Origin of the sequence: Brevibacterium sp. CS2 (assembly GCF_005280295.1) — a bacterium.
GTDB lineage: Bacteria > Actinomycetota > Actinomycetes > Actinomycetales > Brevibacteriaceae > Brevibacterium > Brevibacterium pityocampae.
The window spans coordinates 954,517-967,844 of the sequence record NZ_CP040020.1 but is presented as its reverse complement, the minus strand read 5'-3'; the positions used below and the strand labels follow the sequence as shown (position 1 = coordinate 967,844).

Here is a 13,328-nt window from a genome sequence, read left to right as displayed (position 1 = left end):
TTACCGATCACACCTCGCTTCGCGTCCACGGGAGCTCCCATGACACCGGACATCCTGCTCGAACCCTTCGATCTCGGATCGCTGCGGCTGCGCAACCGCATCGTCTCGACCTCCCACGAACCGGCGTACACCGAGAACGGGATGCCGACCGACCGCTACCGCGTCTACCACCTGGAGAAGGCGCGCGGCGGGGTGGGGCTGACGATGATCGGCGGCTCGGCGTGCGTGTCCGCGGATTCGCCGGCGGCGTTCGGCAACATCGACCTGTCCACCGATGCGGTGGTGCCCTGGCTCGACAAGCTCGCCGCCGACTGCCACGGGGCAGGGGCGGCGGTGATGATCCAGGTCACCCACCTCGGGGCGCGGACCTCGAACTACGCCGGGGACTGGCTGCCGGTCGTCGCGCCGAGCCGCTACCGGGAGCCGCAGCACCGCGCGTTCGCCAAGGAGGCCGAGGACTGGGACATCGAGCGGATCGTCGCCGACTACGCCGCGGCGGCCCGCCGGGTGGCCGCGGCCGGCCTCGACGGCCTCGAGCTCCAGCACTACGGACACCTCATGGACGCCTTCGTCTCCCCCTGGCTCAACGACCGCGAGGACGAGTACAACGGGAGCCTGGAGAACCGGCTGCGGTTCCCGCTCAGGGTCATCGACGCGGCGCGCGCCGCGGTCCCGCCGGGCTTCCTCGTCGGGATCCGGATGAGCGTCGACGAGTGCCGCGCGGACGGGCTCGTCGAGGACGACGCGGTGGAGATCCTGCAGGTGTACGCCGAGCACGGGATCGACGTCCTCTCCCTCATCAAGGGCCGGCTCGACTCCGACCGCTCGCTCGCCGACACGATCCCCGGGATGGGCACGCCATCGGCCCCGTTCCTCGACGTATGCCGGCGGATCCGGCAGCGGATCCCGATCCCGATCATGCACGCCACCCGGATCGCCGACGTCCCGACCGCCCGGCATGCGCTGGCCGACGGCTGCGTGGACCTCGTGGGCATGACGCGCGCGCACCTCGCCGACCCGCATCTCGTGGAGAAGATCGCCGCCGGTCAGGAGGACGACATCCGGCCGTGCGTGGGCGCGAACCTGTGCCTCGACAGCATCTACGTGTCCGGCGCCGCGCACTGCATCCACAACCCCGCGACCGGCCGCGAGCTCACCCTGCCGCAGGTGGTGCCCGCCGGCGAGGTGGCCCGTCCCCGGCACGTCGTCGTCGTGGGGGCGGGCCCGGCCGGGCTCGAGGCGGCCCGCGTGTGCTCGGTCCGCGGCCACCGGGTGACCGTGCTCGAGGCCGGCGGCGAGTACGGCGGGCAGGTGCGGATCGCCGCGCGCTCCCCGCGGCGGCGCGACCTCATCGGGATCGTCGACTGGCGCTACCAGCAGGCGCGCAAGCACGGCGCCGAGTTCCGGTTCTCCGCGTTCGCCGACGAGGAGATGATCGCCGGGCTCGCCCCGGACGCCGTCGTCGTCGCGACCGGCGGGCTGCCGGATTCCGCGGTGGCTCCCGGGGCGAAGCTCGTCCACGACGTCTGGGACGTCATGACCGATCAGCTCCCGCGCCGCGGCCGGGTGCTCGTGTACGACGACCACGGGCTCAATCCCGCGCTCGACGCGGTGGAGCGGCTCGCCGAGGCCGGCGCCGAGGTCGTCTACGCCTCGCCGGAGCGGATGATCGGGATCGACGTCGGCTCGATGAACTCGCCGGCCTACCTCGAGGTGTTCGGCCGCCGCGGGGTCCAGGTGCGCCTGGCCGAGCGGCTTGCGGACGTCAGCCGCGCCGAGGGCCGGCTGCGCGCCACCCTGCGCAACGAGTACTCCGACACCGACACCGTGCTCGACGTCGATGCGGTGGTCGTCGACCACGGCACGATCCCCAATGCCGAGCTCTACGAGGCCCTCAAGCCGGGCTCGCGCAACGGCGGCGCGACGGACCAGCAGGCGCTGCGCGATCCGCTCGCCGCCCGGGCGCGGAGGATCCCGGTCGCGGTGGGCGCGGAAAGGGCGGGGGGTGCAGAAGGTTCCGGCGGCGGCTCGGAAGGTTCCGGCAGCGGTGCGGTCGGCTACGACCTGTTCCGGATCGGCGACGCGGTGAGCAGCCGCAACATCCATTCCGCAATCCTCGACGCGCTCCGCCTGGGGCTGCTCATTTAAGTTTGGCCCGAAAGCACTCCATCACAGCAAGAACTATCCGAGGTCAGAATCAACGTCCAGTTTACCGAGCCTAGCGGTAGCTGTTTGCAATCTCATACAAACTCTTACCCTCGAACTTCCATGAATCACCGGCAGAGAACCCGCGTTGCGGAGCTCCAGCACGTCGGAATATTTCATCGCGCAGTTTAGTTGGCGACCATCCCAAGTTCGGATCATCGTGCTCCGCCCAGACGAGTGGTCTGGAACGATGGGTACGCCACCTCACGTCTCTTCTCGATGAATCTTCGTCCAGCCAATTCTCCACGACTTTGGCAATCTCAGGTGAAACCATTGATTCCAAGCTCAGATCGATTCGTGAGTCAACGGGTATCAAACCCTCATCGTGAATGATGCTCACAGATTTCGCTCCGCGCTTATTCTCACTAATAGCATGACTCACGGATTCGGCTGCTGCAATCGAAGGCTTCAAGGTACGATCCGATAGATCGTCTACTGGATACAGGCGCTGGAAACTGACGTACTTGTCACCCTCACCGTCATCAAATACGTGATACTCATGGCATTCGATCCCTACATTCGGAGCAACCGTTGCCATCCATTGCACAGTTGTGATCACCTGGCCAGGAAAGTCTTCGGCCACCAAAATAATGCGCGGAACAGTCAAAAGTTCATCGGTCCACTCACCGTCAACATGAGCTGAAAGCTGACTCAAAGAGTCTTCTATAGATACTGGCTCGCCACACGAGTTCGACAACCATTTTGCATGCGCTCTCGCGAGGTCGACCCGAGTAAACGATGAACTCATGGCTGCATAGGTAAGTGCCTGCAAATGGATCAGCCTGTCCGATCCGCGCTTCAATTCAATAACCACCAACTCTCCGGAATCGGAGAGCGCGAGCAAATCGGGTCGTTCACTCGCAGAAGCTGACTCGGACTGCCATCGAGAGAACTGGCTGGCGACGATTTTCAACCCGGGGTCAATCATTTCTGGGGATTCAATGAGCCACTGCTCCAGATCTCCCACTTCGCGCAACCTCGCCTCAGACATCGAAGTTTGATGCAATTTAACTGCCCCTGATTCGGTAATTCTAAGCAACGAACTCATGGTGCCCTTTCACATCTTGCGCGAATTGGTAGATTGGCTAAACACATACATTACATTAATAAGTTTTCCGGTAGTCGCCATCGTTACGCATTTGCGCTTTCAGTCATCTAGCATCGGACCAGTCACGTGCTCGACCCCTTGGCCCCATTCGAGGGTGCCCGAGGACTGTGGGCCGGCGGTGACAGGTCGATCCGCAGCTCGGACGCTTTCGGCCCGAGGTAGCGGATGAGGTCTTCCTGCCGCGGCTGACCCATGACGAAGCGGTACGCGCCGAGCGTCCGGCGGAGATCGTCATATCTCCTGCTCTCCATGCTCAACGGCATCGCTGGAACATAGCGCTCGATCTTCGTATCACCCTCGAACACCCAGTAGGGTGACATCATCGGGTCATCGTCTGGGCGGTCTGCCTCCGCGGCCAGAAAGATCGCCTCCCACGGATCCGAGGTGCCCCTCGCTGCCGCGGCGGATCCGTACGCCGCCGCGACGTTCTTCCGCACCGCATGACCCTTGTATCGGTGAACCCGGCCCTCTCGCTGTTCTAGGTCAACAGGATTGGAGGGAAGATTCCAATGGACCACCGCATGACTGTACGTGTGGAAATCGAGTCCCTCTTGCCCGATCGAAGTGCTGACCAGGACGAATGGCCAGAATGGCGAATTGAACGCCTGGAGCACCGTCGCTTCGCGTTCTGCCGCTGCGTCGTCTGACTGCACGCGTCCGAACCGAGCAGCGATATGGGAGTTCACTGAACGGGGCTCCAGGGTCACACCTCCTCTGCCGGGCCTGATGTCGAGGACGGTGTTCTTGACGGTCCGGATCGAGGCGGTCCCGGCAATCCGAACAGCCAACTCCTCGGCTCGCTCGGGTGCCGAAGCGGTCCGCAGTGATTCAGACTCAGTGAGCATGTGGCAGTACTCATCGAGGACCGCCTGAAGATTGCCATCCATGCAGTACCGGAGGACCTGATTCCAGTAAGAGTCGACGTCGTCGGTACCGGAACCGCTTACTGCGCGAACGAGTGGAACGATCTCCTGTCGATTGAAGAGGGAGCGCACACCTCGTGCGGCGACGACTGCCGCTTCCCGCACCCGTAGATCGGTCGTGCGGTCAGCTGATCCACCGCGCGTCAACGCCCGCAGTGCACAGATGCCCGGCGCGGCCACTGCCATGAGGCCGAGGACCCTAACGAGATCTTCGGGCGGAGGGCCGAGTTCCTCGACGACATCGGTCGGCCTCCAACTGACATGGTCGGCAAGGTGGGAGTTGCTGTCCCGCTCGCCCCAGATCGTGGAGGGGAGTGCGTTGGTCCACCCCTCTTCACGAGAGACCGCATCGTCGAGCAGCATCGGGGCAATTCCATACCATCGTCGGCGGTGCCCGTCCGCACCGGCTTGCGGCTGCATCCCGTACTTGTCGAGCAGCCTCCGGACCCGATCTTCGACGAGGCCCCGGAGCCACTCTCGACCGAGCGGCAGCTCCTTGCCCGACGTCCGTGCGATCTCCAGCGGATCGCCGATCCGAGCGAGCACGGGCGAAGGGTACAGAACGGTCAGGTTGGGAAGACTGCGGGGCATATTGCGATCCGTATCCCAGCCAAAGCTCAGCGCCTGGGCAGTCGGGGGGCTGTCGTATGTGCGCTTGCTTCCGTCCCGTGACCGGGTGTCGACGACCATTCGGCGCTCTGCGTCATAGCTCAAGAGTGCTGCGACCGTCTTCGGAACTACATTCCATGCAGAGAATACGAGCCGTTTGGTGAAGCTCTGCGCACGGTCGTTCGCGAAGACCCCGGCGGGTTCGACATACGGGAGAGCCGGGCAGAGCCAAGCCATCCGCCATGCCTGGTGGTCAACCAAGTTCTCGGTGAGAACCCGCAACTTGGGATTGCTCGGGTCGACAGGCTTGAACGACCGGATCCGCTCCCAATCGAGAAGTGCCCCGCGATGCTTCGATAGCACCGATGCCACATCAGGATGATTCGCCTCGGCCCCAGCGAGGAACTTCTGCTGGACCTTGTACGACTTCTCCATCAGATTATGGGTGTACGGTGCCGCCCTCCAGTACTCGAAGGAATCCTGGCCTGCCACTGCACGGGAGACCGCATCCACTGCCTGCCAGCCTCGCAGATCCGACTGGTCCAGCCGCATGTTTCCCAGGCTCGACTCGACAAGCATTCCGTCACCCGCAGTCGTCGCCGACAACCTTTCGGTGCGGGACATCACCCGGCGCAGGCCGCACTCCGCCCGATCGCGAGCCCTCTGTGCACGGAGGTGCCCCTCCGACGTCCCGAGCAGGATTCCCTCCCGCAACTCGCGCAGTGCGTGTGCGACCTCGGTCGCCCTCTCCCAGCCTGAGAGGAAGCTGATCGTGGCGGTGAAGTCGGTGTAATGGTCTTCTCCCTCCGGATCATCGGGGAGCGTGTACATCTTGTACGGGGTTGCCGAGAGGACGAGAGATTTCGTTCCCCGTGTCGAGATCACCCGGCGCGACAGGCGTCGAGCGTGGTCGGTCGTGCGACCGCCATCCTCGGCGAAGAGGTCCTTGAACCGCTGAAACTCGTCGAGGATCACGAGGTCCGGGTTGAGAAGCTCGACCGCGGAATGCGCCATCGCCATTCGGAGGTGCGCGATATAGGGATACCTCGACCACTGGAACTCCGTCGAACGCCTCGGCGTCCGCGCCCACCGACGTTGATGCTCGATAAGCTCGTCGAGCAGCACGCCCCCCTCTGGCCCCTCTTGTGTCATGAGATAGTGGTCGAAAGATCGGATCAACCCGGGGGACAGCTCGGGTTTGAAGTCCGGTTGAGCAAGAGTCCATGCGAAGTTCTCGACAGCCATCCGACCCGCCAGGTAGGTCGTCCACGACCGCCGGCGCATCTCATCGGGGCCGAGCACATGGCTGAGCATCCAGTGAAGGAGCGCGCGCTCGGATGCGCGCCCTGGCGCATGGCCGAAGTTCAATGAAGTTCCCGGAGTGAAAGAATTCACTTGAAGGCGATCTCGATGGGCACCGGCAAGACTCAGAGGCAGCATCGTGAGCCTGTCTGCGTTCGTCGTGGTCTCGCCCTGGGTCAGCTCCTTGAGTCGACGCAGATTCTGCCGAGCGATCTGCCTGTTAGAGCAGATGTAGACGATGGTGATGGGATCACCCGAACGCTCCCGTTCGTCCCAAAGCCGGTCGATCGCATGCGCAGCGACACCTTTGGCGATCATGGTCTTACCCAGTCCGACTTCGTCCGCTACGAGGAACCGATCGACGGGGTCGTCAGCGGACCACAGTCGGTCGACGACGTGGTCCACCGTTGCACGCTGGAACGGCTTGAGCCCGGAGCGGATTCCCTCGAGATCGGGGCGGGTCTCAGTCATGGCCGGTGCCCCCGACCGATCACCTGCATGACTACATCCCACATCTCGGTGAATTCTGCCGGAATGATCTCCGCTGCCCGGGGCATTCTCCGAAGGTCGTCGATCTGCCGGGCGACAGAAGCGAGACGTGCAGGGTCGCTGCCGGCGGCTCGTACTAGCGGTTCGAACAGCACTGTGGGCGGCAATCGCGCAGCGCTGTCCTCCCCCAGGTGAATCGACTCCGAATGCATTTCATCGAGTGTGCTCGGCGCGGCATCAGAACGACCCCCGGCGATTCCGTCGATGCCCAATAGAAGCGCGAGGTAGCGCAGTACACTCTTCCGGCTTGAGAGGATCGCGGCTAAGGCGGCGCGGCGCCGATCAACGTCGTCACCAGTCAATCGGCACTTGAGCACGCACCGGCGTGTGACGCGAGCGACACCTTCTCCGGCCGTAGTCTCCACCGCGAGCAGAGGAGTCACGTTGAGCACCGCAATCTCCCATGGCCGACCAGACCGCAGCGGCCTCGTCTCCGACGGTGTCGATGCCAGCCAGATCCGCGTGTGATCGACGAAGTCGGAGCGAGGCAGATCAACATTGAGAACCGCCCGCGCCCGTTCCTGGTCGTCCTGCAGAGTCACATGCAGTGCCGGTCGCAACCGCGCGAGCTCACGATGGAACTCTTCAATGCAGTAGGACACTTCGATAGCGGAGTCATTCTCCCCTTCGGCCGTCTGCGGGGTGAAGGGCTGCATCAACGAGCGCATCCCGATCACTGCTCCGTCGACGTCTAGAACTGCGGCTACTCCACAATCCTGTGTCGGGCCATGGAGCGCCGCATCGAATTCGACGTTGCCTCCCCATGCCGCCGTGGTGAGATTGGCACTACCCGTGACGGTGAGCGACCGCCCACCCGGTCGATCGATGATCACGGTCTTGGCGTGAATCCCGTCAAGACGCGTGACGACGCCGATGCTCCCCCCGGAAGGGTCGCCAGGCTCGTCATGCGCCTCCGGTTCGGATTCCGGCTGTTCCACGGCTTGATGAAGAACCATGGTGTTCCAGGCACTCAGACGCTCCTGACCGAGCAGATTCATGGATTCCGCTCGGGACAGCAAAGTGGCCTCCGATGCTCCGCCTCGCACCTCCTCAAGCTGACTTTCGGTGAGAAAGGGACTGATTGCGAACACACGAAGGCTGTCCGATGGAAACGACCAGGTGTCGCAACCATCGACCCCGAGGGGCAGCAATGCTCCGCCGCTGTACGGTGGCGGCGCGGCGAAGCGCACGTACCTCATCGTGGCTGCAAGATCGTTGACAGCGGATGCGCGCTTCTCGGGCAACGAACTCAAACACAAGGCGGGCAGAGCTGCGACGAAGTCCGCCGCGGGCGCGGCAGCGATTGTTCCTTCCGGGTCCTCTTCGAGGACGAGAACTGTATCCCAAGACGAATCGAGGGTGAGATTTCGGCTGGCGATGACAAGCCTATGAAGATGAGTCCCTTCTTCATCGACGAACCTCACCGCCCAGACCTTGGGATGGAAGAGCGCCTTCTCACGCGGAGGCTCCACCTCATGGACGCTGTCTTCGAGAAAAGTGTAGATGCGACTGAAGTTCCTCGGCACATGGATACCGCCGCTCTGCACGAACACGGTGGTATGACTGATATGTCGCTCAACCGCGTCAAGGACGCGCACGGCGTCGAAAGAATCCGCACCTTCAGCTGCGGCCGCATCGTCCACTTCGGCGAGGGCGAAGGTCATCGGAGCCACGAGCATCGCCGTCAGGTTCAACGTATATGTCGTTGCTACAGCGTGGTCGACATCGAATCCCGGCGGGGGGCGCAGAGCATCGGTGAGAAGGACGTGAGCGTCCGGATCCAGCATCAGACTCGCACCCTTGCGTCATAGAGGTCCTGCAGATGCACCTTGGCGTAGCTCCACCGGTATTCGTGCCGTCCGATGCCTGAAGCTCCGCTCCAACCGTCAAGGGCCCGTGCATTCCCGGGTGAAAGGCGAGCCCGTGTGCCCTTCTTCTCCAGTTCTCGGTCTTCAATCAGGATCCGCGCCCGGGGTGAGTCGATGAGCTCATCATGTGATCGAGCCGAGTTCACGTGCTCGAACCAGGACTCGAGGAATCCGATGGTTCGCGGGGTGATGTTCCGACCGAGCGCTGTCACCATCGTCCAAATCCGCTTCTGATCGTCCGCTGTCGGCGTGCCGAGCGCAGCGACCTCGTCGAACCACTCGGCAATTCGGCCGCGGTAATGATCGGCATAGGAATCGCCTTTTTCATCCTCCCGGCCCGTCTTCTCGGCGAGCACGAGATTGTAGAGCAGGTTCGCTCCGTGAACGGCGACGGCATAGTTCTGTGCGCGGGAGACGAGAGCGTCGAGCTCAGCGGGGAGCCCCGCCCGGACTGCCGGGTCGGCGAAGGACTCCGGTGCAGTCTCTGGGGAGGTCCACGACTCCGGGCGGTGGTAGACGAGGTGGGACAGCAGGCTGCCCGCTGTGGTCCGGGCGATCGATTCTGAGAGGTAGTGCTCGTCCTCGGGTCGAAGCCGGAAATCAGTCGTCCGGAGAAGGTCCGCAGGAACCGGCGGCAGGCGGACGTCGAGTCCGGTGGGTGGAAGTTGAATGGTGACCTCCGGATCATCGGCACGCGGGGTCGTGGCAAGAATCTCCCTCTGCTGTCGGCAGCGCGTGAAGTACTCGGAGTACGAGAATCCCCGCTCGAAGATGCCCCATCGTACGAGCATGCCCCAATACACCGTGGAAGCAGGGCGTTTGAGACTTTCGCGTGCTATTCGCCCGACCACACCTGTTGACTCCCCGCCCCGCTCGAGCGCAAGCATGAGCTGGTTCTCACTCCTTCTGAAGGCTGCCTGCATATGCTCGATCGTGTCCTGCTCTCTTGCGAGCTCCAGGAGCCAGGGAATGAAGAGCGAATATCGAAGCCGCGTATGCAGCGTCGACGTGCCCGGGAAAAGGGTGTCCGAGAAGGCGTCACGAATCGCACCGAGACCGAGGTCATCGATGGTGGATTTGTCACGGAACTGGTCGACCGCCTCCATCATGCTCCGGCGCTGCTCAGGATCGGTCGCGATCCACCCGAACATCGAGGACATGCATCACATTCTCGTGGCGACTCCTTCGACTTTCAAACAGCAGTGGGACCGTGGCGGAGCCGAACTTTTCCGAACTCGGAAACACAGTGGGCGCAAAGCCACGGTGCGTCCGTCCTTTACCCCGGGTCCGTCACGTGCTCGGCGCCGCGGACGCCGTCGAGGACGCGGGGGTCGATCGGGGTGTCGGCGGGGATGACCGAGAGCGAGCCGGTGGGCTCGAGGATGACGCACTGCACCAGGTCCGGGCTCGCGATGCCGCGGTGCCGCAGCGCGGCCATGATGTCGGCCTCGGTGACGTGGACCCGGCGCAGGTGAAGATCGATGAGGCGACCGTGGGCGAGGACGACGACCGCGCGGGTCTCGAGCGCCCGGCGCAGGCCCCGCCATTCGCGCACGGTGCCGAACACCGCCTCGGCGGCCATGAGGGTGAACAGGCCGATGACGCCGGCGGCGAGCGTCGGCGGGTGCCCGAGGATGACGCGGCCAGCGACCGCCCCGAACATGATCGTCACGACGACGTCGAAGCTCGAGGTCACCGCGAGCACGCGCGCCCCGAACAGCTTGACGAAGAGCAGGAACGCGACGTAGATCGCGATCGCGGAGAACACGACGATCGGGATCCGCCACGGCTCGATGCCGAGCGCGGCGATGAGGGTCTCGGTGTCCGGCATGATGCTCATGAGCCTACCGGCAGCACTGCCGCCGGACGGGTGCGGTGATCACCGGCGGCCGGTCCCGCCGGTGATCACTGCGCCTCGGCCGTGGGGGCCGTGGACCCGGCGGCGCGGGCCCGGCGGCGGTCGATGTTCTGGCAGATGAGCGCGAAGAGCGCGCCGGACACGTTGTGCCACACGGAGAACACCGCTCCGGGCAGGGCGGCGAGCGGGTTCATGTACTGCGCGGCGAGGCCGGCGGCGAGGCCCGAGTTCTGCATCCCGACCTCGATCGCGACGGTGCGGCGCGAGGGCAGCGGGAGGCGGAACAGGGCGGCCGCACCGTACCCGAGCGCCATCCCGAACACGTTGTGGAGGATGACGGCGGCGAGGACGAGGAGTCCGGCCTCGATGATCCGGTCGGCGCTGCCGGACACGACGATCGCGACGATGACGGCGATCGCGAGCACGGAGAGCCACGGCAGGACCGGCAGCAGGCGGGCGACGATCTTCGGCAGGAGCAGCCGGACGACGACGCCGAGCACCACGGGGACGAGGACGATCTGGACGATGGTGAGCGCCATCGAGCCGGCGGCCACGGGCATGTACTGTCCGGCCAGCCACAGGGTGAGGAGCGGGGTGAGCAGCGGCGCGAGGAGCGTGGACACCGAGGTCATCGTCACCGACAGGGCGACGTCGCCGCGCGCCAGGTAGGCCACGACGTTCGAGGCGGTGCCGCCGGGCGCGCAGCCGACGAGGATGACGCCGGCGGCGATCTCCGGCGGGAGCTGGAGGAGGAGGACGACGAGGAGCGCGACGAGCGGCATGATGACGAACTGCGCGATGACGCCGAGCAGCACCGGCAGCGGGCGCTTGGCGACCATCGCGAAGTCGACCGGCCGCAGCGTGAGGCCCATGGTGAACATCACGATGCCGAGCAGGGTGTTCACCGCCGGTGCCGCCTGGGAGACGGTGTCGGCGGCGAAGTAGCCGACGACGCCGCCGGCGATGATGAGGAGCGGGAACACGGTGACGGCGATGTAGCCGCTGCGCGCCTCCTTCGCGGCAGCTCGCGGGTCGCCGGGTCGGGCGGTGTCGTCTCGCAGTGCGGCGTCCGGCATCGGTCGCTCCTTCGGGTCGTGCGTCTGGAATGTCGGCTGATTTCCGCGATTCTACGCGGATGTCAATGATTGAGACATCCGTCTCACAATGTGTCGGCCTGCGGCGGCCCAGGGGCCTGGTGCCGGCGGATCCGCCCGCTCGGATCGGCACGCGCCCACACTCCGCCGTGGCACCCGGTGACCCTCCATGACAGCAGGTGTCACCGGGTGACCCCGGATGACGTGCTCCGGGTACGTGTTCCGGCCGACGCGGCAGACTGGTGGTGCCTCGCGAGTCCGCAGCCGCGTCGCCCATTGCACCGCTCCCTAACGGGCGGTCGAGCGCGCTGCGTGCCGATCGCCCTCACGGAGAGCACGGACCGATCCGAGTGAGGAATGATGACCGAATCCACTGAGCACCGCACCCCGGACTTCGACCCCCGGGACCACGGCCTCGACCCCCGGACCACCCTGGCGCGCGTGCCCGGCGCCGAGGAGTGCCGCCGCACCTCCCCGGGGCACGAGATCCACTTCATCCAGGCCCGGCTCCTCGGCCAGCACCCCGAGCGCTGGCAGGACGCCGTCATCACCGAGGCGGCCGAGGACGGCCGACTGAGCGGCCGGCTGCTCGAGGGCGATGAGCGGTGGTGGGGCGTCCACCACGCGTCCCTGGCCGATGAGCTGAGCCCCGGTGCGCCGGTGCAGGTGAATATCGGCACCTCGGCGATCTTCGTCGCACCCGGACAGGTGCGCTCCGTCCGCTTCTCGACCGACGGCCCGCCGGAGCCGCTCAACAGATGCCGCGGGCTGCGCCCGGTGATCCACCGTGCGCCGGACGGGACCGAGACCATCAGCGGGTACACCGCCGACGGACCGGGGGACTGAGCCGGTGGGTTGAGCCGGAGGGCTGAGCCGGTGGATTGAGCCGGTCGCTGCGCCATCGATCAGCCGGCAGCCGCCGCAGCACCGATCGCGGCGAGCAGCGCCACCTCGGTCCCGGCGAGCCCGCGGGACAGGTAGACCCGCCGACCGGTGAGCGGGGCCTGCACGAGTCCGGCGGCCACCCGCCCGAGCGGCACGATCGCCTCGGCCCCGCCGGGTGGCAACAGCGGGTCGGCCTCGCTGAGGTGCTGGGCCGGGGAATCGGCGGTGACGAACGCTCCGGCGAGCAGTTCGGGCGGGATCTCGCTGCGACCGCCGGCCGCGACCCCGAGCGTGTGGACGAGGACATCGGGGGCGAGCCCGGCGGCGTCGATCACCGGGCTCGCGGAGTCCGTGGCGAGGACGACGATGGTCGCCGCGCCCACCGCCTCCGCCGCCGCGGCGTACGCCCGGGCGGGCAGGCCGAGCACCGTGCGGGCGTGCTCGGCCAGACGCTCGCGGCGGGCCACGCGGGGCGAGTGGATGCGCACCTCGGCGATGTCGAGGACGCCGCCGAATGCCCACAGCTGGTTGCGGGCCTGCACGCCGGAGCCGATGACCGCCACGGTGTGCGGCCCCGGCCCAGCGAGCAGCGAGGCGGCCGCACCTCCGAGTGCGCCCGTGCGGCGCGGGCCCAGGAGGTTCCCCACCGCGATCGCCTCGACCGCGCCGGATTCCGCGCTGTGGGCTACGACGACCTGCTCTGCGGCCGGCCCGCCGGCGGCGGCATAGGACCGGTAGCCGTGATGGGTGGGCGTGGCGCCGGCGGTGAAGACCAGCGGTCCTGCGGTGACGCGGGCGGGTGCCGTGAGGGCGCCTCGGCCGTGGTCGGCGAGCGCGGCGAGCATGGTCTCGATGGCGAGCCGGGGCGTGAGATGGGCGCGGATGTGCGCGTCGGTGACGAAGCGGGGCGGCATGGAGCGAGGGTAT

Annotated in this window: 9 protein-coding genes; 2 read left to right on the top strand and 7 right to left on the bottom strand. The window is 65.8% G+C overall.

The features are described from left to right. Nucleotides 1-39 precede the first annotated feature (39 nt). The gene (locus FDF13_RS04205; protein ID WP_137318561.1) at nt 40-2,148 is read left to right on the top strand and encodes an FAD-dependent oxidoreductase; all 2,109 of its coding nucleotides are present in this window, start codon (nt 40-42) and stop codon (nt 2,146-2,148) included. A gap of 70 nt (nt 2,149-2,218) precedes the next feature. On the opposite strand, the gene FDF13_RS04200 is transcribed toward FDF13_RS04205, so the two are convergent. The 6 genes from FDF13_RS04200 to FDF13_RS04175 all read right to left on the bottom strand — a co-directional run bounded on the left by FDF13_RS04200 (nt 2,219) and on the right by FDF13_RS04175 (nt 11,498). Next, nucleotides 2,219-3,172, bottom strand: a complete 954-nt coding sequence (locus FDF13_RS04200; RefSeq protein WP_137318560.1) for a DNA-binding protein — start codon at nt 3,170-3,172, stop codon at nt 2,219-2,221. 203 nt (nt 3,173-3,375) lie between these two features. Further along, nucleotides 3,376-6,618 (bottom strand): helicase-related protein, encoded by a 3,243-nt coding sequence (locus FDF13_RS04195; RefSeq protein WP_137318559.1) that lies wholly within the window; start codon nt 6,616-6,618, stop codon nt 3,376-3,378. Next, nucleotides 6,615-8,483, bottom strand: coding sequence for a phospholipase D family protein (locus FDF13_RS04190; protein WP_137318558.1), 1,869 nt, complete (start codon nt 8,481-8,483; stop codon nt 6,615-6,617). Before FDF13_RS04190 ends, FDF13_RS04195 begins: the two co-directional genes overlap by 4 nt. Beyond that, entirely contained in the window at nt 8,483-9,724 is a 1,242-nt protein-coding gene (locus FDF13_RS04185) for a DUF6361 family protein (RefSeq protein WP_137318557.1), read from the bottom strand. The genes FDF13_RS04190 and FDF13_RS04185 overlap by 1 nt, the downstream gene beginning before the upstream one ends. 116 nt (nt 9,725-9,840) lie before the next feature. Next, nucleotides 9,841-10,404, bottom strand: coding sequence for a DUF421 domain-containing protein (locus tag FDF13_RS04180; protein ID WP_137318556.1), 564 nt, complete (start codon nt 10,402-10,404; stop codon nt 9,841-9,843). A gap of 65 nt (nt 10,405-10,469) precedes the next feature. Beyond that, on the bottom strand, nt 10,470-11,498 hold the full coding sequence (locus FDF13_RS04175) for a bile acid:sodium symporter family protein (protein WP_137318555.1): 1,029 nt from the start codon (nt 11,496-11,498) through the stop codon (nt 10,470-10,472). 378 nt (nt 11,499-11,876) lie between these two features. Here FDF13_RS04175 and FDF13_RS04170 point away from each other — a divergent pair, with 378 nt between their 5' ends. Beyond that, entirely contained in the window at nt 11,877-12,362 is a 486-nt protein-coding gene (locus FDF13_RS04170) for a hypothetical protein (RefSeq protein WP_137318554.1), read from the top strand. A 59-nt stretch (nt 12,363-12,421) separates the two neighbouring features. On the opposite strand, the gene FDF13_RS04165 is transcribed toward FDF13_RS04170, so the two are convergent. Next, nucleotides 12,422-13,315: an ornithine cyclodeaminase family protein gene (locus FDF13_RS04165; protein ID WP_137318553.1), complete on the bottom strand. Its 894-nt coding sequence runs from the start codon at nt 13,313-13,315 to the stop codon at nt 12,422-12,424. Nucleotides 13,316-13,328 lie beyond the last annotated feature (13 nt).

Coding starts and splice junctions, on each gene's coding strand:
- FDF13_RS04170 (WP_137318554.1), top strand. CDS start 11,877: ATGACCGAATCCACTGAGCACCGCACCCCGGACTTCGACCCCCGGGAC.
- FDF13_RS04205 (WP_137318561.1), top strand. CDS start 40: ATGACACCGGACATCCTGCTCGAACCCTTCGATCTCGGATCGCTGCGG.
- FDF13_RS04190 (WP_137318558.1), bottom strand. CDS start 8,483: ATGCTGGATCCGGACGCTCACGTCCTTCTCACCGATGCTCTGCGCCCC.
- FDF13_RS04165 (WP_137318553.1), bottom strand. CDS start 13,315: ATGCCGCCCCGCTTCGTCACCGACGCGCACATCCGCGCCCATCTCACG.
- FDF13_RS04195 (WP_137318559.1), bottom strand. CDS start 6,618: ATGACTGAGACCCGCCCCGATCTCGAGGGAATCCGCTCCGGGCTCAAG.
- FDF13_RS04180 (WP_137318556.1), bottom strand. CDS start 10,404: ATGAGCATCATGCCGGACACCGAGACCCTCATCGCCGCGCTCGGCATC.
- FDF13_RS04185 (WP_137318557.1), bottom strand. CDS start 9,724: ATGTCCTCGATGTTCGGGTGGATCGCGACCGATCCTGAGCAGCGCCGG.
- FDF13_RS04175 (WP_137318555.1), bottom strand. CDS start 11,498: ATGCCGGACGCCGCACTGCGAGACGACACCGCCCGACCCGGCGACCCG.